Below are 19,550 nucleotides of genomic sequence, written 5' to 3' on the forward strand. Positions count from 1 at the left end.
ATGAAGGTTCTGCTCGTTGGAGGGGGCGGAAGGGAGCATGCCATTGGGGAGGCTCTCGCTAGGGCAGGGGCCGAGCTTTACGTTGTCTCAAAGCACAAGAACCCCGGCCTCGCAAGGCTTGCAAAGGACTACAGCCTCGCCAAGGAAACAGACGTTCCTAAGGTCGTGGGGTACGCCGAGAGGTTGAGTGTCGAGCTGGCCTTCATAGGTCCTGAGGCACCACTTGAGGCAGGCATCGTGAACGCCCTCGAGGAAGCGGGCATCCCTACCGTGGGGCCAACCAAAGAGGCCGCCCGATTGGAAACTAACAAGGCCTTTGCAAGGGCCTTCATGGAGAAACATAAAATTCCGGGAAGGAAGCTCTTCCGCGTCTTTGATGACATAGGTGAGATGAGGGCTTGGATAGACGAGTTCGGGAAGCCCGTCGTAGTTAAGCCCCTCGGCCTAACCGGAGGTAAAGGTGTCAAAGTCGTGGGCTATCAGTTAAAAGACAACGAGGAAGCAAAGGCTTACGCCGAGGAGCTCATCAGGAAGGATGGGAAGGTCCTCATCGAGGAGAGAACCGATGGAGTAGAGTTTACTTTCCAGGTTTTCACGGACGGGAAGCATGTTGTTCCAATGCCCCTCGCCCAGGATTATCCCCACGCCTATGAGGGCGACGAGGGACCAATAACGGGTGGAATGGGCTCCTATTCTTGTGCAAATCACCTGCTCCCCTTCGTTACGAGAGAGGACTACGAGAGGGCCCTTGAAACTCTCAAGGCCACTGTTGAGGCCATGCGTAAGGAGGGAACCCCCTACAAGGGCATTCTCTACGGCCAGTTCATGCTGAGCAGGGACGGGCCGGTGATAATCGAATACAATGCCCGCTTCGGCGACCCGGAGGCCATGAACGTTCTACCCCTGCTGAAGACCAGCCTTCTCGAGATAGCCGAGGGGATAGTGGACGGGAACCTTAAGGGTGCCGAGTTCGAGAGGAAGGCAACGGTCGTGAAGTACATTGCCCCAAAGGGTTACCCGACCAGCCCAGTCAAAGGTGTTAGAATTGAGCTCGACGAAAAGGCAATAGCCGAGACGGGAGCAAGGCTCTACTATGCTTCAGTTGACGAGAATCTCATCTTGCTCGGCTCCCGCGCCCTGGCCGTCGTCGGTATTGCGGACACGCTCGAGGAGGCCGAGAGGATAGCACAGGCCGCGATAGGGTACGTGAAGGGCAAAATTTTCTACCGTAGGGACGTTGGGACAAAGGAAAGCGTCGAGAAAAGGGTCAGGATTCTGATAGAGCTCGGAAAGGATTTCAAACCTCTCGCCTGCTGAGGTGGTCTGGATGATAAGCCGCGAGGAGATTTTAGCCGTCCTCGAGAAGTACGATGCTAAGAGGATAACGATAGGTGTCATAGGGAGCCACTCAGCCTTGGACATAGCCGATGGTGCGAAGGAAGAAGGCCTTCCAACGCTCGTGGTTGCACAGAGGGGCAGGCACAGAACTTATGCCTACTACTTCAAGCTCAGGAGGACGAGAGACGGTCTCACGAAGGGCTTCATAGACGAGGTCATAGTCCTGGACAAGTTCGCCCAGATAATCGATATCCAGGAGGAGCTCAGGAAGAGGAACGTCATCTTCGTTCCTAATCGCTCCTTCGTCGTTTACACCGGTATAGACCGGGTTGAGAAAGACTTCCTCGTGCCGCTCTTCGGGAGCCGGAACCTCCTTAGGAGTGAGGAGCGCAGCGAGGAGAAGAGCTACTACTGGCTCTTAGATAAGGCCGGCCTTCCATATCCCGAACCCGTCGAGCCTGAGGAGATAGACGAGGTAGGCCTCGTTATAGTCAAGCTCCCCCACGCAAAGAAGAGGCTCGAGAGGGGCTTTTTCACGGCGGCTTCATATAAAGAGTTCCGCGAGAAGGCCGAGAAGCTCAAGAGGCTCGGCGTCATCACTGAGGAGGACCTCGCCAAGGCAAGGATAGAACGCTACATAATCGGGCCCGTTTTCAACTTCGACTTCTTCTACTCGCCTATCGACGAAGAGATAGAGCTTTTGGGCATCGACTGGCGCTTCGAGACGAGTTTAGACGGCCACGTAAGGCTTCCTGCAGCTCAGCAACTGACTCTTCCGGAGCATCAGTTTGAGCCCGAATACACCGTCTGCGGTCACGCCGCTTCGACCCTCCGCGAGTCCCTCCTCGAAAAGGTCTTCAACATGGCTGAGAAGTACGTCGAGGCCACGAAGAAGTACTACCCACCGGGCATAATAGGCCCCTTCACTCTGCAAACCGCTGTAGACAAGGACCTAAACTTCTACATCTACGACGTCGCACCGAGAACGGGCGGCGGAACGAACATTCACATGGCCATGGGGCACCCCTATGGCAACTCCCTCTGGAGAAAGCCCATGAGCACGGGCAGAAGAATTGCCCTCGAAATAAAGAGGGCAATAGAGCTGGATGAGCTTGAGAAGCTCGTCACATAACTGCCTAGTTTTTAACAAGGGTTATTGAATCCCTCTTTCATGTTTCGACCCTTTAGGCCCTCTTTTTCACCTTTACGGCTATCCCTCTCTTGGCCTTCACCATCTCAGGACCGCTCAACACGGCCCGGCCGACGGCCACAACCTCTCCATCCCGAACCACGCCCACCCAGTCACCCGGTCTTATACGCTCGTCCGCCCTCTCGACGCCTACCGCGAAGACGTCTCCCCTCAGCTGGAAGTCTATCTCCACCCAGTAAGCCTTAAGGGCCCCATAGATGCAAGCCATGCCAAAGGGAGTCACACTTATGACGCCATCCTTGTAGGTACCCGTCTGCTTGTTCCCAATGATTAGACGGAGCATCTTGGAGCCTATTATTTGAGCGCCATCAGGGAGAACTGCCCTTCCGGCTCCGAGGCCAAAGTAGAAGTCGAAGACCTTCCTGACGTTCTCGTAGAACCTGTAGCGCCTGTCCTCCTTCGTTCCTTCCTTGGGACCAAACTCTTCGAGGGTCTCCTTCAAGCTCTCTAGGGACCGGGAGGATGTCGCGGAACCCCTAATCTCCGTGAATATAATCTCCCTGCCGCTCAGCTCGGCCGCCAGCTCGACGGCCCTCCTGTAACCCCCCTCCACATGAGCCACGATTGGAACGTCCCCGTATTTTTCGAGCGTTTTGGCAATAAGCTCGGCCGCCCACTTCACCTCCTCCTCGCTCCAGTGCCCCGTGACCACGATGTCGTAGCGGGCGAGCCACTCCCACTCCCTTGGGACGAGGCCATAGGGAGATGTCACTATGAGCTCGTGGACCCTGTGGACGCCGTCGCCGAGGACCTCTCTCATGACCTTCCTAAAGAGGATGTGGGAGCGAGATTGAGAGTAGGGCTTCTTTGCCGAGCATGGTAGTATTAAAACGAGCTCAACGTTCTCAGGCGGCTCAAACCTCTCCCTGACCCGGGCGTGCCACCTGAAGACCTCAGGCCTTGTCATGGAGTGATCACTCACGAATAGGACGGTGTTCAGGTGAACGGGCGTGTACCTTTCAAGGTAGTCGGCATGCTCCCTATCCGCGATCCTAAGGATCCCGGCGTTCGCGGGCGTCGGCAGGAAGTTCTCGACGAGGTACCTCAGCTTCCCCTCATCTATTGCCATACGAACGAGCCGGATAACGTTCTTGGCGTACTCGATGGGATCCTGGGGCTCGTCCCATAGTAGGGGTGAGAACTGTGTGAAGCCCTTACCTTCAAAGGTGTAAACCTTGAGAGATCTCGTGTCGAAAGCATCCACACCGAGGTAAACGGCCAGTGGATAGAAGAAGGGCTCCAAATCGGCTATTATCACAAGGTTGGGAAACCTCTCCCTAATCCTCCTCACGGTCTCCACAAAGATTCTGTAATCCCTCACAAGCACCTTAGAGTTGCCGAGGTAGATTGCCTCAAAATCGTAGGACTCGACGATGGATAGGAGGCGATCGAGGTATTCAATTCTCTTGAGGGCGGGAAGGTAGAAGGCGTTGAAGCCGGAATAATTGATGGACTCGAGACGGGGAAGGGCCTTTTCTATAATTTCGCGGGGCGTGTAGTAGCTAAGGGGAATGGAAGGGGCGAGGTTGAAGTCGTACTCCGAGTAATTCTTTGGATAGAAAAAGGAGTTGAATGGGGAGAGCGTGAAGTCGACGCCGGCGAGAGCGGGAGTCTGGACAGCCCGCTTCTCGAACCTTATAACTCCTAACCTGCCGGGACCGTCGTGCTTGATGATTTCCATGTTTCACACCAAATTATACCTCTGCAGTAGCAGTATCTCGTCAAGTGTGAGCTTCTCGCCACGCTTGAACTTCTCGAGAGCCTGAACAGCCTTCTCGAAGTTCGCATCTCTCCTGGCCCTCATCCTCGCGACGAGCTTGTAGGCTATGAGCTCCTTGTGCCTCTGGTCATACTCAAGTATCTTCCTCTCTATCTCGCGAAGCTGCCTCCTTACCTCCCTTATCTTCTCCCTGAGCTCCACAACCTTCTGATGGTACTCGTCAGCCTCTTTCTTGACCTCGTCAGCCCTCTGGTATGTCTTAATCATCTGCTCATGGAACTGCTGGCTCTGATTAGCCAGCTTCTGTATCTCAAGGTTTATAGCCCTCCTAGCCTTCTTCAGCTGGTCTATCTTCTTCCTGACCTCCTGAAGCTTGTTGTTGAATCTCTCAATCTGCTGGAGAATTTCTAGCTCAGTCGCCAGCACCTGTATCTGATCAACTATCTGCTTCTCCCTCTCGGGCGTTATGTTGGGATTCGTCTGAAGTTCCCACTCCAGCTTCTCTATTCTCTCCTCTATCTTCTCCTTTGGTATTCTCAGCCTCCTAAGCTGCCTGTACTCATCTCTCTTCGTCCTGTACTCCAGGGCCTCCTGGTAAAGGAGGTCAAGCTTCGCGTTTATCTCCTCCCTGTTTTTCTTGAGAGCCTTTATCTTCTCGTTTATCTCATCCCTCTTCGCCCTGTATTCCCTGGCCTTCTCTCTCAGCTGCCTCACTTCGTTGTTCTTCTCATCCCTCTTCTGAACCCAAGTGTTAAGCTCCTTCTGGAGCTCCTCAAGCTTCATCTCAATCTCTCTCTTCTCCTTCTCCAGGGCCTCGAGCTCCTGCTTGATTCTCCTAATCTCCTCTGGGTCAACTTTCACTTGCATACCCCTTCCCCTTCCCCAATTTTAGAACAGGGGTCTCCATTGGGCCATCAGCCCCGCTATTGTGGGGAAAAGCTATGCAAATAAAAACTTTTCCCTTCTTTACTCAAACTTTTTAATCCCAGTGCGGACATCACCGTGATGATAGAGGTCCAAGACGTCTGGTTTGGCTACGAGGGAAGGGATGTCCTAAAGGGCGTGAGCTTCAAGTTTGATGGAGGAGTTATGGCGATAGTTGGCCCAAATGGAAGCGGGAAGACAACACTCGTGAAGCACCTAAACGGCCTTCTGAAGCCGAGGAAGGGGAAGGTAATCGTGGATGGCCTCGACACGAGGGAGCACACCGTCGCCGAGCTTAGCAGGATCGTCGGCTACGTCTTTCAGAACCCGGAGACGATGTTCTTTGAGGAAAGCGTTTACAGAGAGGTAGCCTTTGGACCAAAGAACCTTGGGCTCGATGATGATGAAGTTGAGAGAAACGTTCAATGGGCACTCGAAATGGTGGGGTTGTCTGGCTACGAGGACAGAAGCCCCTTTTCCCTGAGCGGTGGGGAAAAGCAGAGGCTGGCTATAGCATGCATCCTCGCCATGAGGCCAAAGTACCTAGTACTTGACGAGCCCACCACCGGACTCGATGGGAGGGCTGTAAGGGGCCTAGTGAAAGTCATCAAGGGACTCGTGGAAGAGGGACATGGCGTGATACTCGTTACCCACGACATGGAACTCGTTTTGGAGCTCGCCGACCGGGTGATGCTCTTAAGGGAGGGCAGGGTAACCTTCGACGGGCCTGTCGACGAATTCTTCTCCCTCGACCTTGAAAGCCTCGGCCTGGAGAAGCCGGAGCTCCTTAAGATAGCCGAAGAAGCAGGCATTGGCTTCGTCAGAACCGTTGATGACGTCGCGAGGCTGATAACATGATGCACACGATGTACGTTGAGAAGGACTCCCCTCTCCACTCTCTCGATCCGAGGGTTAAGGTTATCTCAACTGCTCTCCTAACAATTATAGTCATACTAACAACCCACCCCGTATTTTCTCCCTTGATGTTCCTTACAATCGCTCTAGGGCTCCGCATCCTCGGAGGGATAAAGGTCGGCTATCAGCTAAGGGTTCTCAAGCCCCTTCTTCCCCTTTTTCTCCTAACCTTTGCCATATGGCCCTTCATAATAGACCCGTGGAAGAGGGGAGTCCTCGTTGGCATCGGCTACACCTTCAGGCTGGCCTCCATGGCCCTCCTTGCCTTAGGTCTTCTTATGACGACTACCCAGAAGGATCTAATACTCGGCCTCGTGAAGCTGGGCCTCCCCTATGAGCTCGGGCTCGCCACCACGATGGCCCTCCGCTACATCCCGACACTCTACGCCCTCACCCAGAACATCATGGATGCCCAGAAGAGCAGAGGGCTTGAGCTTGAAAAGGGAAAGTTCCTTGAGAGAATGAGGAAGATGGCGGCCATCGTAATTCCCCTGATAGCCCTGACCATAAAGACTGCCCACGAGCTCAGCATAGCAATGGAAAGCAGGGGCTTCGGTGCATCAAAGAAGAGGACGTTCCTGAGAGACATAAAGATGCAGAGAAATGACTACCTAGCACTATCTCTCGTAACAATCCTTGCAATCATCTACCTTTACCTCCACCTTTCCCTCGGTCTTGGGAGCTTCTCCCCATAAGGAGGGCCACGGTGGAATCTATCGGAACGTCATGCTCCCCTAAACCCTCAAGCCTCTCAGCATACGTCCTGAGAACCGTGAACCTCAGCCTGTAGTGGCCCCTGTAGGAGCCCGTCCTAAGAACGAGGAGCTGCTCGAACATCTCAGGTAGGAGAAAGCTTTTCCTGACTTCTCCCATAAGATCTAGCTCATTCAGGGTCGTGTTCTCGGTGAGTAGAACCAGAAAGAGGGCTTTTAAATCAACGAGCCTCCTCAGCTCAAGCATGCCGTCACTGTCGGCCCCCTTGAGGAGCGGAAAGCTGGAAACGAAGACAAAGGAGCCATCCGACACCATTTCTACACCCTCAAGGAGCTCTCGGAAGGAGTACACCCTGGCCATGAGGACGGAGGACGGATCCCCGCCGAAGCGCTCGAGAAGGGATGGGGAGAGGCCATTCATAACGTCGAGATAATAAACGGGGATGCCGGAAGCCTGGGCTTTTGCCATCGAGGAATACTTCAGGAGGGCCGTAGAGAGAGGATCGGCAGTTATCACGCCAGCCATGCTACCCTCTTCCAGCTCACCCGCGACCCTCGAAACCTCATCAAGGAGGGATAGGGATTTAACGTCCCTAATGGGAGTGTAAAAGACCGGCATTGATGATGCTTCGATGAGCCCCTATTTATACTTTAGCGTCAGACAACCGAGTGTTCATCACCAATCAGCCAGTGCCGGTTTCATCATCCACAGACTATCTGCAACACCATTTGAGCGGGGTCGCGTATGGCCGGTCCAAGGCCAAGAATATATATGGCCAGATACCAGAAATTCCTCTCCTCTTTATCAGGAACCAAGTATTTGAGGCCGTAGTAAACGGTCACGAGGATGAGGGTTATCCAAGGATAGTAGGCATAGGGGCCGAGAGCCCTCACGAGGTGGTTCTCAATCCAGTGGACCTCCCTGTACCCGTAAATATCTATCGCTACGACGGTGGAGGCTATGTCGAAGTAGTGGGCAAGAGTGGGGTATAAGTAGAGTTTCTCAAAGGGCCTAAACCTGTAGAGGGTAAAGACGGCGGCCCAGCTGATTGCCGTGTGGATTAGCGTTAGGATGTAAGGCTCCCAGCACCTCGCGTTCGTTACAAGGAGGTAGTTCGCCCAGAGAGCCAGGAGAGTGCCCCACCCGATTGTAATCCTTGGATACGTTTCCAGCTTGGCATCGGCAATTAGGGCAGGGAGGATGAGAAAGAAGGCCGTGAAGAATATTCCAGGGGTGAGTATCCAAGGGTTGGGCTCCAGAACACCCCCATCCACGAGGGCCCTCACGGTGGCTCCAAAGACCACCATTGGCGTAACCGCCAGGAAGAGCCTCTCATCCACCTTAATTCTCAGAGGCCTTATTATGTATCTGTACGTGTATATGACGGCGAAGCCAAAAATCAGGGCATAGACAAGGGTGTTTACGGGGTTGTAGCCTTCTCTCGTGTACATGGGCCTCACAAAGTACTCCCAAAGGAAGTCCCGTAAGACATCTAACATTCATCGACCCCCTTCCCTTTTAGGGGATACGCTTTTTAACGTATCGGTGGTTCCTGAGTCCATGAGAAAGGCAGAGGTGAGGATGGAGCCAACACCAAAGGAGCTCGCTGAGCTTTTTGACCTCGCCAGGAAGCTCGAGGGAATGCTTATCATCTTTGCGAGGTGCCGCGTTCATTACGAGGGAAGGGCCAAGAGCGAGCTAGGGGAAGGGGACAGGATCATCATGATAAAGCCGGACGGGAGCTTCTTAATTCACCAGAAAAAGAAGAGAGAGCCTGTGAATTGGCAACCACCAGGGAGCAAGGTGAGGCTTGAGCTCAGGAATGTCCCGACAATCGTCAGTGTGAGGAGGAAGCCCAGAGAGATTCTGGAAGTTGAGCTCCTAGAGACATACATGGTATCCGCATTCTTCGCCGAAGATTACGAGGCCCTTAAGCTTTCGGGCAGCGAGGCCGAGATGGCGGCCCTTATATTTTCCAACCCAGATGTCATAGAGCCAGGATTCAAGCCACTCTTCAGGGAGAAGCCCGTGAGACACGGAATAGTGGACGTGCTTGGCGTTGACAAAGAGGGGAACCTTGTTGTCCTAGAGCTGAAGAGAAGGAAGGCGGATCTACACGCCGTCAGCCAGCTGAAAAGGTACGTGGAGGCTCTTAGGGAGGAGAACCCTGGCAAGATAGTTAGGGGGATTCTCGTGGCTCCCTCGATAACCGCCGGAGCCCAGAGACTCTTGGAGAAAGAGGGACTGGAGTTTAGGAGGATGGAGCCTCCAAAGAGGAAGGAGAAGAGAAAGAGCAGACAGAAAACGCTGGACTTCCTCTAGCCCATGCTCATCTCATGAGGCATCATCTCCCTCACGCGAACCCTAAGCCCGGAGAAGGACTCCTCGACTTCAACGACTTTTCCCAGACCCACGAGGCGGAGTTGAACCCTGCAGACGCTCACCTCCCTCTCGTCGCTTTCCTCCCATAGGACGCGCTGGTGCGTCTTCTCTATCTTAAGCACCCTTGCTATCATCCCCTCGGTTCCCCTTGTTACATCCTCGAGGGCCTCATACGTCAGGAAGACTAGGTCTCCTTCCCTCAGGCTTTCAAGAACGATGTAGTTGCGGGCGCTCCTAATTTCAAGGGTCCTGTAGGGGTTTCTCATTAGGGCATCAAGGGTCCGGCGGGAGATGCCCGTTAGGATGGGAAGCTCCATAATCCCACCTCACAGGTACATGCTCTCGTACTGCCTCTCCATCTTCTTCCTCGCTGCCTCCATCTCCTCGTGCATCCTCCGCAACTGCTCCTCTATCATCTCAGCCTCCTTAATGAGGGGCTCCGTCGAGACCTCTATACCGAGCATCTTCTTGAGGACCTCGATGACGTTGGCTGCGGCCCTTGGGTCGGGCCTATCCCCAAAGGTCTCACCGAGCAGGACGTAGGCCTTCAGCCCAGCTCTACTGGCCTCCCATAGAAGCTTCCCGCTCATCCCGGTTATAGAGCCATACTGGAGAAGCTTAACGCCGAGGCCTTCCAGCTCTTTGGTCTCTTCCTCACCGCCCCCAACCCCCCATACTTCCATCCTCTCCTTGAACATTCCAACACCCATACCGCCCAAGGATATCACGCGCTGGGCCCCGCTATCCTTCAGGTAGCGCACGACCTCCTTCGCAATTTCGTTCACGAGGGTCGGTGGGAGGTAGATATCAGCCACGGCCACTATCAAGTTGTCCTTCCCGTAAAAGCGTAGGGGTGGGTTAGGCTTCCCCTCCAGTATCAGGCTCATCGGGGGTATAAAGGGACTCTCTATGTAGCCTATCATCTCCATTCCAAGCTCCTTCGCGAGGAAGTTCGCCGCTATGTGGCCTACAAGGCCTATCCCCGGGTAGCCCTCTATTAGGATGGGATTCCCTATCTTGGGGAGGACTATTTGGACAGGCTTCTCAACCATACTACCACCGAAAGATTATATGGGGGGCAAGATTATTAGGGGTTTCGCCCAATTTTGATTTCCACTGGAAAGGCAACCCTTATATTTCCCGCCTTCGGTATTAACACGGTGATTACCATGCCTAAGATAGGGATAATCGGAGGTTCCGGCGTCTATGGAGTTTTCGAGCCAAAGGAGACCGTGAAGGTGCACACTCCCTACGGCAGACCCTCAGCTCCAGTGGAAATAGGGGAGATAGAGGGAGTTGAAGTTGCATTCATCCCAAGACACGGCAAGCACCATGAGTTCCCACCCCACGAAGTCCCCTATAGGGCAAACATATGGGCCCTCAAGGAGCTCGGAGTGGAGAGAGTAATAGGCATAACAGCCGTCGGCTCCCTTAGGGAAGAGTACAAGCCGGGTGACATAGTGATTGCCGACCAGTTCATAGACTTCACCAAGAAGAGAGAGTACACCTTCTACAATGGGCCGCGCGTTGCCCACGTCAGCATGGCCGATCCCTTCTGCCCGGAGCTCAGGAGGATATTCATCGAAGCCGCCAAGGAGCTTAGCCTTCCCCTCCACGAGAAAGGCACCTATATTTGCATAGAGGGCCCACGCTTCTCCACGAGAGCCGAGAGCAGGATGTTCCGCCAGTTCGCCGACATAATAGGGATGACCCTCATCCCCGAGGTCAACCTCGCTAGGGAGCTTGGTATGTGCTACGTGAACGTTTCAACGGTCACGGACTACGACGTCTGGGCTGAGAAGCCCGTCGACGCCCAAGAAGTCATACGTGTCATGAAGGAGAACGAAGAAAAGGTTCAGAGGCTCCTCAAGAGGGCCATTCCGAGGATTCCGGAGGAAAGGACCTGCGGTTGTGCTGATATCCTCAAGACAGCTTTCGTTTAGATTATCTTCTTACCGCTTCTACAAATATTTGACAAGCCCCCCAGAGTTTCATTTCCACTGGAACAGGGATACAGAGGTTCCCCTAGGAAATACGTCTTGACAAACATAGAAAATTTTATGAGTTTTTCTTTACATTTGTTGCGTGAACATTTTTCAGTTAAGGGGAGCTTTTATCGACATGTTATGAACGCTTGTCTAATTTCTCTGCGTTTTCTTTTTAAATCTGTTCATAGAAACATTTATATATGCCCTCGCAGATAGAAAACGGGAGCGTTTGCACCAAAAAATAAAGATCTCTTGGGCGTTTGGCGGCCGGTTCCAGTGGAAATGAAACTCTGGGGGGTTCAAAACCATTTAACTTCCGCCAAATTATTAAGTTGTTATGTTTAATCAAATGCTCTAAAACATCCATTGGTGAACAGCTTTAAATGAACATTTATGCACATTTTCCTTCCACTGGAAAGGTTTCCCGGCTTTTCTAAATGCAAACACTTAATGCTCATCTATGTGCATCAACCTGTGGGATTTCCAGTGGAACCTTTGACATGGAGTTGCTCAACAAAGCATAAAAACCTCGGAGGAAAAAGGTTCCTTGCTTTCCACTGCTTCCCCTGCTTCCAGTGGAAGAGGAATGCTTACATGTTAATTATATCGGCCAGGCTTCGTTACTAAGTGTGATAATATCTACGAAATTTATGCTCCTGTGAGCAATGTTTCCACTGGAAATGCTGGGAAGTGAACCTATGGGGTACGATTTCCAGTGGAGGTACGACGATGAACGAGGGTGAGCAGCTCCACCTTGACCAGCTCTTCGAGAGACTGCTTAGGGCAAGGAAGATATTCAAGAATAAGGAGGTACTGAGACACAGCTATACGCCCAAGGACCTTCCCCACAGGCACGAGCAGATTGAGACCCTTGCCCAGATACTTGTGCCCGTCCTCCGTGGGGAAACCCCTTCCAACATCTTCGTCTATGGGAAGACGGGGACCGGTAAAACGGTAACCGTCAAGTTCGTGACCGAGGAATTGAAGAAGATTTCGAGGAAGTTCAACATCCCCGTGGACGTTATCTACATCAACTGCGAAATTGTGGACACGCAGTACCGTGTCCTCGCCAACATAGTAAACTACTTCAAGGACGAGACCGGTATAGAGGTCCCGCTCGTGGGCTGGCCTACGGATGAGGTCTACGCGAAGCTTAAGCAGGTCATAGACGCCAAGGAGCGCTTTGTAATAATCGTCTTGGATGAGATAGATAAATTAATCAAGAAGAGTGGCGACGAGGTCCTATACAGCCTCACCAGGATAAACTCAGAGCTCAAGAGGGCTAAGGTGAGTGTCATCGGGATATCCAACGACTTGAAGTTTAAGGAATATCTCGATCCACGCGTTCTCTCGAGCCTGAGCGAGGAGGAGGTTGTGTTCCCGCCCTACGATGCCAATCAGCTCCGCGACATCTTGATGCAAAGAGCCGAGGAGGCTTTCTATCCGGGCGTTCTGGGCGAAGGCGTTGTCCCCCTATGTGCCGCCCTCGCCGCGAGGGAGCACGGTGATGCTAGGAGGGCCCTCGATCTGCTCCGTGTTGCCGGCGAAATAGCAGAGAGGGAAGGGGCAAGCAAGGTAACGGAGAGGCACGTCTGGAAGGCCCAGGAGAAGATAGAGCAGGACACCATGGAGGAAGTCATAAAGACCCTTCCACTCCAATCGAAGGTTCTCCTTTATGCCATAGTACTTCTCGACGAGAATGGTGAGCTACCTGCCAATACGGGTGAGGTTTACTCGGTTTACAGGGAGCTATGCGAGTACATAGATCTCGAACCGCTCACCCAAAGGCGCATAAGCGACCTCATAAACGAGCTGGATATGTTGGGCATAATAAACGCGAAGGTCGTCAGCAAGGGTCGCTACGGCAGGACAAAGGAGATAAGGCTTAACGTAACCCCCTACAAGATTAGGAACGTCTTCCGCCTTGACTACTCCATCCAGCCCCTTCTGGCTGTGTCTCTTAAAAGCGAGCAGAGGAGGCTCGTGTGATGGGGGACGAGTTCGTGAGGGCCCTAATGGCGAACCGCTACTTAATCACGCCCCCTGCCTACTTTCTCCTCGTGGGCCACTACGGTAAGTCCTTTACGCTCGCTGAGCTTGTGAAGTTCGCTAAGTCTAAGGGAACATTCATAATAGACGAGGGCATCGCGAGAGAGTTCCTAGCTTGGAAGGGCCTTCCAATGGAAGTGGGTCCCTCAGAGGTTGATAAGGAAGAAAGCACTCCTGAGCCAGAATCGACTGTGGAAAAAGTTGGGGTAGCCGAAGAAGCCGGAAACGATGTTATTAGTATGGAACCCGCCGAAATTCAGCAGGATATTTCTGCTTCTTCATCCGCCTCCCAGACATCTATTTCCACTGGAGAATCCCTTCAAGAAGAGGAATTTAACGGCCTCTCAGTTCATGAAGAAGCCATGAATGGGGAGATTTCTGAGGGGGAGTCCTTTGTTTCCACTGGAACCGACGCCGAGGAGAACAGGGTAAACTGTGAGGACTATGACATTCTGAGGATCTACGAGCCGGAGGAAATAAAGAAGGAGGCTAGGGAATACTCAAAATACGAGGATGTCCTGATAGAGCTGAACCCTGACTTCGAGTTCAGGAGTAGGGTCATTAAACCTAAGTATGAGGTTAAGTTTGACGTCAGGAAGGTTAAGCTTAGGCCGCCAAAGGTGAAGAACGGCAACGGAAAGGAGGGTGAGGTGATAGTTGAGGCTTACGCGAGCCTCTTTAGGAGCAGGCTTAAGAAACTCCGGAAGATATTGAGAGAGAACCCCGACGTGAGGGACGTGGTGGATATAGGGAAGTTAAGCTACGTTCGAGCCGAAGAGGAAGTCACGATAATCGGGCTCGTTAACTCTAAGAAGGAGACGAACAGGGGCCTGATCTTCGAGGTCGAGGATGCAACAGGCACCGTCAAGGTCTTCCTCCCGAAGGACTCGGAAGATTACAGGGATGCCTTCAAGGTTCTACCCGATGCCGTGGTTGCCTTCAGGGGCTTCTACTCCAAGAAGGGTATCTTCTTCGCCAATCGCTTTTACCTACCGGACGTTCCCATCTACAGGAAGCAGAAGCCTCCGATCGAGGAGAAGGTCTATGCTATACTGATAAGCGACATTCACATCGGTAGCAGGGAGTTCTGTGAGAAGGCCTTCTTGAGGTTCCTTGAGTGGCTCAACGGTTATGTCTCGAGCAAGGAAGAGGAGGAAATCGTCAGCAGGGTAAAATACCTGATAATAGCTGGAGACGTCGTTGATGGTGTTGGCATATATCCAGGCCAGTACAACGACCTAATAATACCTGACATCTTCGACCAGTACGAGGCCCTCGCGAACCTCTTGGCGAATGTGCCTGAGCACATAACTATGTTTATAGGGCCTGGTAACCACGACGCCGCGAGACCAGCAATCCCTCAGCCGGAGTTCTACAAGGAGTACGCTAAGCCCCTGTACGAGCTGAAGAACGCCGTCATAATAAGCAACCCGGCCATCATAAACCTCCACGGCAGGGATTTTTTGATAGCTCACGGACGTGGCATAGAGGATGTCGTCTCCTTCGTTCCAGGCCTGAGTCACCACAAGCCGGCCCTTCCAATGGTTGAGCTGCTTAAGATGAGGCATCTCGCGCCGACCTTTGGCGGTAAGGTGCCTATAGCCCCTGACCCGGAGGATCTGCTTGTGATAGAGGAGGTGCCCGACCTCGTTCATATGGGCCACGTCCATGTTTACGATGCTATTGTTTATAGGGGTGTCCAGCTTGTGAACTCCGCCACGTGGCAGGCGCAGACTGAGTTCCAAAAGATGGTGAACATAGTCCCGACACCTGCTAAGGTTCCCGTCGTGGACGTGGAAAGCGCAAGGGTCGTTAAGGTTCTTGACTTCAGCAGGTGGTGTTGATGGAGTTGCCGGAGGATATGAAGGCTTACTTTGAATGGCTCCAGCGCGAGATTGATAAGGCCTATGAGGTGGCGAGGAAGGCGAGGGCTCAGGGTAAGGATCCGAGCACCGACGTTGAAGTCCCTCAAGCAACAGACATGGCGGGCCGCGTTGAGAGTCTCGTGGGCCCACCGGGTGTGGCTAAGAGAATTAGGGAGCTCGTGAAGGAGCACGGCAAGGAAATCGCCGCCCTGAAGATAGTAGACGAGATTATAGATGGAAAGTTTGGGGACTTTGGGAGTAGGGAGAAGCTCGCGGAGCAGGCCGTCAGAACGGCTTTGGCGATTCTCACGGAGGGAATAGTTTCGGCTCCGATAGAGGGAATAGCCGACGTCAAGATAAAGCGCAACACGTGGGCCGACAATTCCGAATACCTCGCCCTCTACTACGCCGGCCCCATAAGAAGCTCTGGTGGAACGGCCCAGGCCCTGAGCGTTCTCGTGGGTGACTACGTGAGGAGAAAGCTCGGCCTTGACCGCTTCAAGCCTAGTGAGAAACACATAGAGAGGATGGTTGAGGAAGTTGACCTCTACCACAGGACCGTCTCGAGACTTCAGTATCATCCATCCCCCGAAGAGGTTCGTCTCGCCATGAGAAACATACCAATCGAGATAACCGGCGAGGCCACGGATGACGTCGAGGTTTCCCACAGGGACGTTCCTGGTGTTGAGACTAACCAGCTCCGTGGAGGAGCGATACTTGTTCTTGCTGAGGGTGTCCTTCAGAAGGCCAAGAAGCTCGTCAAGTACATAGATAAGATGGGCATCGAGGGCTGGGAATGGCTGAAAGAATTCGTGGAGAGTAAGGAGAAGGGGGAAGAAGAGGGTGCAAAGAGCTCCTCGCCGGCCGAGAGCTCCGTGGCCGAGACGAGGGTGGAAGTCAAGAAGGGCTTCTACTACGCTCTTTACGAGCGGTTCAAGAAGGAAATAGCTCCAAACGACAAGTATACTAAGGAGATCATCGGTGGGAGACCGCTCTTCGCTGGACCTTCGACGAACGGTGGCTTCCGCCTCCGCTATGGAAGAAGCCGTGTCAGCGGATTTGCAACGTGGAGCATCAACCCGGCCACGATGATACTCCTCGACGAGTTCCTCGCTGTGGGAACCCAAATGAAGACCGAGCGGCCCGGAAAAGGTGCCGTAGTTACGCCGGCCACGACGGCTGAAGGGCCCATAGTGAAGCTGAAGGACGGGTCAGTTGTTAGGGTGGACGATTACGAGACGGCCCTGCGGGTAAAGGAGCAGGTGGAAGAGATACTCTACCTCGGGGATGCCATAGTGGCCTTCGGTGACTTCGTTGAGAATAACCAAACCCTCCTTCCGGCCAACTACGTGGAGGAGTGGTGGATTCAGGAGTTCGTTAAGGCCGTGAGGGACGTTTATGAAGTCGAGCTCAGGCCCTTCGAGGAGAACCCAAGGGAGGCCGTGGAGGAAGCAGCGGAGTATCTCGACATTGACCCTGATTTCCTCGCGAGGATGCTCCATGACCCGCTCCGCATGAGGCCAAGCGTCGAGCTCGCGATACATATATCCAAAATCCTCGACATTCCCTTCCACCCATACTACACCCTCTACTGGAACACACTCAAGTCAGAAGAAGTCGAGAAGCTCGCCCAGATATTGAAGGAGGCGGAGGTTGAGTGGGGCGAGTTCAGGGGGATAAAGTTCGCCAAGAAGATTGTCATCTCCCTCGAAAGGCTTGGGAAGGCAAAGAGACATCTGGAGCTTCTCGGCTTACCGCACAAGGTCGAGGCAGAAAAAGTCATCGTAGATTATCCATGGAGCGCCGCCCTCCTCACACCACTTGGCAACTTGGAATGGACCTTTAGGGCCAAACCCCTCTTCACGGTCATCGACATCATCAATGAGAACAATGACATCAAGCTGAGGGATAGAGGGATAAGCTGGATCGGCGCGAGGATGGGTAGGCCTGAGAAGGCCAAGGAGAGGAAGATGAAGCCGCCGGTTCAAGTGCTATTCCCAATAGGCCTGGCTGGAGGAAACTCCCGTGACATAAAGAAAGCTGCCGAGGAGGGAAAGGTTGCCGAGGTGGAGATAGCCTTCTTCAGGTGTCCCGAGTGTGGCCACACAGGTCCAGAGCACCTGTGTCCTAAGTGCGGAACGCGGAAGGTGCTGCTCTGGCACTGTCCCAAGTGCAACGCTGACTACCCCCATGATCAGGCCGAAGGGTACGGCTTCCACTGCCCCAAGTGTAACGTCGAGCTGAGGCCCTTCGCGAAGAGGAAGATAAAGCCGAGCGAGCTCCTGAACAGGGCCATGGAGAACGTCAAGGTCTACGGAGTGGATAAGCTCAAGGGCGTCATGGGAATGACCTCTGGCTGGAAGATGGCTGAGCCCCTCGAGAAGGGCCTGCTTCGTGTTAAAAACGACGTCTACGTTTTCAAGGATGGAACCATAAGGTTCGACGCTACCGACGCGCCCATAACCCACTTCAAGCCGAGGGAGATAGGTGTTTCCGTCGAGAAGCTTCGCGAACTGGGCTATACCCACGACTTTGAAGGGAAGTCCCTCGTCAGCGAAGACCAGATAGTCGAGCTCAAGCCTCAGGACGTGATACTCTCGAAGGAGGCTGGGAAGTATCTGTTGAAGGTCGCACGCTTCGTGGATGATCTCCTCGAGAAGTTCTATGGATTGCCGAGATTCTACAATGCCGAGAAAATTGAAGACCTCATTGGCCACCTCGTCATAGGGCTGGCTCCCCACACCTCGGCCGGCATAGTGGGCAGGATAATAGGCTTCGTGGACGCCCTTGTCGGGTACGCGCATCCGTATTATCACGCGGCCAAGAGAAGGAACTGCGATGGAGACGAGGACAGTGTAATGTTGCTCCTTGATGCTCTCCTCAATTTCTCCCGCTACTACCTGCCTGAGAAGCGCGGCGGGAAGATGGACGCGCCCCTCGTCATAACCACGAGGCTCGATCCGAGGGAAGTTGACAGCGAGGTCCACAACATGGACATCGCCCGCTACTATCCGCTCGAGTTCTACGAGGCTACATACGAGCTAAGGTCACCGAAGGAGCTCGTCGGAGTCGTGGAGAGGGTTGAAGACAGGCTTGGAAAGCCCGAGATGTACTACGGCATAAAGTTCACCCATGATACAGATGACATAGCCCTCGGACCCAAGATGAGCCTGTACAAACAGCTCGGCGACATGGAGGAGAAGGTTAGGAGACAGCTCGCCCTCGCCGAGAGGATAAGGGCCGTTGACGAGCATCGTGTTGCTGAAACCGTTCTGAACTCCCATCTGATTCCTGACCTCAGGGGCAACCTGAGGAGCTTTACGAGACAAGAGTTCCGGTGCGTCAAGTGCAATACGAAGTTCAGGAGGCCGCCGCTTGGGGGTAAATGTCCTGTCTGCGGCGGGAAAATAGTTCTGACGGTCAGCAAGGGCGCCATAGAGAAGTACCTGGGAACCGCCAAGATGCTCGTCTCTGAGTACAGGACCCTGAACTACACGAGGCAGAGGATATGTTTAACTGAGAGGGACATAAAGGCCCTCTTCGAGTTCCTATTCCCCGAGACCCAGAAAACTCTCTTCGCCAACGTTCATGATGTCTGCCAGCGCATGGTGGCTGAGAGGGCGGGTGCTAGGAAAGCCTCGGGCCTACTTGAGACCCTTATGAAGGATGCGGGGGCAAAGCCAAAGGAGAAAAAGAGAAAGGAGAGGCCTAGGAAGAAGAGAATAAGCCTTGACGATTTCTTCGGGGTGAGATGACCGCAACGTTTATAGTTTATAAATGTAAAAAATCTTTGGAGGCTGCGGCCGTGAAGATAACGTGGTTCGGTCACGCGTGCTTTCTCATCGAAACGGGGGGCATCAGGATCCTGATAGACCCCTACCCCGAGGTAGACGACGACAGGATAGGAAAGGTGGACTATATTCTCGTGACCCATGAGCACATGGACCACTACGGAAAGGTTCCCCTTATAGCAAAACTTAGCGACGCCACGGTCATAGGGCCGAAGACCGTTTACCTTATGGCCGTCAGTGATGGCCTAACTAAAGTCAAGGAGATAAACGCCGGAGAAGAAGTTGAACTCAGCGACGGCGTTAGGGTTAAGGCCTTCTACACTGAGCATCCCACGAGCCAGTATCCCCTCGGTTACCTAATCATAGGGGATAAGAGGGTGGCCCACCTCGGCGATACCTACTACAGCCCGGGCTTCAAGGGGCTCAGGGGGCGGGTTGACGTTCTCCTTGTGCCCATAGGTGGCCGCTCGACGGCAAGCGAAAGGGAAGCGGCGGAGATAGCGGACATAATAAGGCCGAGGATCGTTGTGCCAATGCACTATGGTGTCTATGGGGAGGGCAACGTCGAGGGCTTCATTCAGGAGCTCCAGAAGAAGCGTGTATGGGTTCTCGTGAAAGCCTTGAATATGTATGAGGGCTTCGAAATCTGAGGGA

16 protein-coding genes and 1 other RNA gene are annotated in these 19,550 nt (G+C 53.4%); 10 read left to right on the forward strand and 7 right to left on the reverse strand.

The genetic code is table 11. From position 1 onward, the window contains the following. Entirely contained in the window at positions 1-1,317 is a 1,317-nt protein-coding gene (gene purD / locus PYCH_RS07855; RefSeq protein WP_013906328.1) for a phosphoribosylamine--glycine ligase, read from the forward strand. 10 nt (positions 1,318-1,327) lie between these two features. Continuing rightward, the gene (locus PYCH_RS07860; RefSeq protein WP_013906329.1) at positions 1,328-2,470 is read left to right on the forward strand and encodes a formate--phosphoribosylaminoimidazolecarboxamide ligase family protein; all 1,143 of its coding nucleotides are present in this window, start codon (positions 1,328-1,330) and stop codon (positions 2,468-2,470) included. A 52-nt stretch (positions 2,471-2,522) separates the two neighbouring features. On the opposite strand, the gene arcS is transcribed toward PYCH_RS07860, so the two are convergent. After that, positions 2,523-4,229: an archaeosine synthase subunit alpha gene (gene arcS, locus PYCH_RS07865; protein WP_013906330.1), complete on the reverse strand. Its 1,707-nt coding sequence runs from the start codon at positions 4,227-4,229 to the stop codon at positions 2,523-2,525. Positions 4,230-4,232: 3 nt separating this feature from the next. After that, positions 4,233-5,135 carry a coiled-coil protein gene (locus PYCH_RS07870; protein WP_048058275.1) on the reverse strand — a complete coding sequence of 301 codons (903 nt, stop codon included), beginning with the start codon at positions 5,133-5,135 and terminating at the stop codon, positions 4,233-4,235. A 138-nt stretch (positions 5,136-5,273) separates the two neighbouring features. Between PYCH_RS07870 and PYCH_RS07875 the strand changes: the two genes are divergently transcribed. Continuing rightward, positions 5,274-6,050, forward strand: a complete 777-nt coding sequence (locus tag PYCH_RS07875; protein ID WP_013906332.1) for an energy-coupling factor ABC transporter ATP-binding protein — start codon at positions 5,274-5,276, stop codon at positions 6,048-6,050. Continuing rightward, positions 6,047-6,802, forward strand: coding sequence for an energy-coupling factor transporter transmembrane component T family protein (locus PYCH_RS07880; RefSeq protein WP_048058276.1), 756 nt, complete (start codon positions 6,047-6,049; stop codon positions 6,800-6,802). Before PYCH_RS07875 ends, PYCH_RS07880 begins: the two co-directional genes overlap by 4 nt. Here the strand turns inward: PYCH_RS07880 and PYCH_RS07885 are convergent. The 3 genes from PYCH_RS07885 to PYCH_RS07890 form a co-directional block, all read right to left on the reverse strand. Further along, positions 6,750-7,439 (reverse strand): hypothetical protein, encoded by a 690-nt coding sequence (locus PYCH_RS07885; RefSeq protein WP_048058277.1) that lies wholly within the window; start codon positions 7,437-7,439, stop codon positions 6,750-6,752. The two genes, PYCH_RS07880 and PYCH_RS07885, sit on opposite strands and share 53 nt — an antisense overlap. Positions 7,440-7,474: 35 nt before the next feature. Next, an RNA gene (locus tag PYCH_RS09675) (C/D box small nucleolar RNA) lies at positions 7,475-7,530 on the reverse strand. Next, positions 7,523-8,320, reverse strand: a complete 798-nt coding sequence (locus tag PYCH_RS07890; RefSeq protein WP_013906334.1) for a DUF63 family protein — start codon at positions 8,318-8,320, stop codon at positions 7,523-7,525. The genes PYCH_RS09675 and PYCH_RS07890 overlap by 8 nt, the downstream gene beginning before the upstream one ends. Positions 8,321-8,381: 61 nt before the next feature. Here PYCH_RS07890 and nucS point away from each other — a divergent pair, with 61 nt between their 5' ends. After that, entirely contained in the window at positions 8,382-9,143 is a 762-nt protein-coding gene (gene nucS / locus PYCH_RS07895) for an endonuclease NucS (protein ID WP_013906335.1), read from the forward strand. Here nucS and PYCH_RS07900 read toward each other — a convergent pair. After that, a complete protein-coding gene (locus PYCH_RS07900) occupies positions 9,140-9,520 on the reverse strand; it encodes a DUF473 domain-containing protein (protein ID WP_013906336.1) in 381 nt (126 codons plus the stop codon). The two genes, nucS and PYCH_RS07900, sit on opposite strands and share 4 nt — an antisense overlap. A 9-nt stretch (positions 9,521-9,529) precedes the next feature. Further along, complete coding sequence (locus PYCH_RS07905; RefSeq protein ID WP_013906337.1) at positions 9,530-10,255, reverse strand: proteasome assembly chaperone family protein; 726 nt, start codon at positions 10,253-10,255, stop codon at positions 9,530-9,532. A 117-nt stretch (positions 10,256-10,372) separates the two neighbouring features. On the opposite strand from PYCH_RS07905, the gene PYCH_RS07910 reads away from it, so the two are divergent. From PYCH_RS07910 to PYCH_RS07930, 5 genes are all read left to right on the forward strand, one after another. Beyond that, positions 10,373-11,146, forward strand: a complete 774-nt coding sequence (locus tag PYCH_RS07910) for an S-methyl-5'-thioadenosine phosphorylase (RefSeq protein WP_048058278.1) — start codon at positions 10,373-10,375, stop codon at positions 11,144-11,146. Positions 11,147-11,920: 774 nt separating this feature from the next. Next, positions 11,921-13,180, forward strand: a complete 1,260-nt coding sequence (locus tag PYCH_RS07915; RefSeq protein WP_013906339.1) for an ORC1-type DNA replication protein — start codon at positions 11,921-11,923, stop codon at positions 13,178-13,180. Then, entirely contained in the window at positions 13,180-15,084 is a 1,905-nt protein-coding gene (locus PYCH_RS07920; RefSeq protein ID WP_013906340.1) for a DNA-directed DNA polymerase II small subunit, read from the forward strand. The genes PYCH_RS07915 and PYCH_RS07920 overlap by 1 nt, the downstream gene beginning before the upstream one ends. Next, complete coding sequence (locus tag PYCH_RS07925; protein ID WP_013906341.1) at positions 15,084-18,860, forward strand: DNA polymerase II large subunit; 3,777 nt, start codon at positions 15,084-15,086, stop codon at positions 18,858-18,860. Before PYCH_RS07920 ends, PYCH_RS07925 begins: the two co-directional genes overlap by 1 nt. Positions 18,861-18,910: 50 nt before the next feature. Then, a complete protein-coding gene (locus tag PYCH_RS07930; protein WP_048058407.1) occupies positions 18,911-19,546 on the forward strand; it encodes an MBL fold metallo-hydrolase in 636 nt (211 codons plus the stop codon). Positions 19,547-19,550: the final 4 nt, after the last annotated feature.

Origin of the sequence: Pyrococcus yayanosii CH1 (assembly GCF_000215995.1) — an archaeon.
Classification (GTDB): domain Archaea; phylum Methanobacteriota_B; class Thermococci; order Thermococcales; family Thermococcaceae; genus Pyrococcus; species Pyrococcus yayanosii.

Excerpts from the sequence above, each read along its gene's own strand:
- purD (WP_013906328.1), top strand. The coding sequence starts at position 1 with ATGAAGGTTCTGCTCGTTGGAGGGGGCGGAAGGGAGCATGCCATTGGG.
- PYCH_RS07860 (WP_013906329.1), top strand. The coding sequence starts at position 1,328 with ATGATAAGCCGCGAGGAGATTTTAGCCGTCCTCGAGAAGTACGATGCT.
- arcS (WP_013906330.1), bottom strand. The coding sequence starts at position 4,229 with ATGGAAATCATCAAGCACGACGGTCCCGGCAGGTTAGGAGTTATAAGG.
- PYCH_RS07870 (WP_048058275.1), bottom strand. The coding sequence starts at position 5,135 with ATGCAAGTGAAAGTTGACCCAGAGGAGATTAGGAGAATCAAGCAGGAG.
- PYCH_RS07875 (WP_013906332.1), top strand. The coding sequence starts at position 5,274 with ATGATAGAGGTCCAAGACGTCTGGTTTGGCTACGAGGGAAGGGATGTC.
- PYCH_RS07880 (WP_048058276.1), top strand. The coding sequence starts at position 6,047 with ATGATGCACACGATGTACGTTGAGAAGGACTCCCCTCTCCACTCTCTC.
- PYCH_RS07885 (WP_048058277.1), bottom strand. The coding sequence starts at position 7,439 with ATGCCGGTCTTTTACACTCCCATTAGGGACGTTAAATCCCTATCCCTC.
- PYCH_RS07890 (WP_013906334.1), bottom strand. The coding sequence starts at position 8,320 with ATGTTAGATGTCTTACGGGACTTCCTTTGGGAGTACTTTGTGAGGCCC.
- nucS (WP_013906335.1), top strand. The coding sequence starts at position 8,382 with ATGAGAAAGGCAGAGGTGAGGATGGAGCCAACACCAAAGGAGCTCGCT.
- PYCH_RS07900 (WP_013906336.1), bottom strand. The coding sequence starts at position 9,520 with ATGGAGCTTCCCATCCTAACGGGCATCTCCCGCCGGACCCTTGATGCC.
- PYCH_RS07905 (WP_013906337.1), bottom strand. The coding sequence starts at position 10,255 with ATGGTTGAGAAGCCTGTCCAAATAGTCCTCCCCAAGATAGGGAATCCC.
- PYCH_RS07910 (WP_048058278.1), top strand. The coding sequence starts at position 10,373 with ATGCCTAAGATAGGGATAATCGGAGGTTCCGGCGTCTATGGAGTTTTC.
- PYCH_RS07915 (WP_013906339.1), top strand. The coding sequence starts at position 11,921 with ATGAACGAGGGTGAGCAGCTCCACCTTGACCAGCTCTTCGAGAGACTG.
- PYCH_RS07920 (WP_013906340.1), top strand. The coding sequence starts at position 13,180 with ATGGGGGACGAGTTCGTGAGGGCCCTAATGGCGAACCGCTACTTAATC.
- PYCH_RS07925 (WP_013906341.1), top strand. The coding sequence starts at position 15,084 with ATGGAGTTGCCGGAGGATATGAAGGCTTACTTTGAATGGCTCCAGCGC.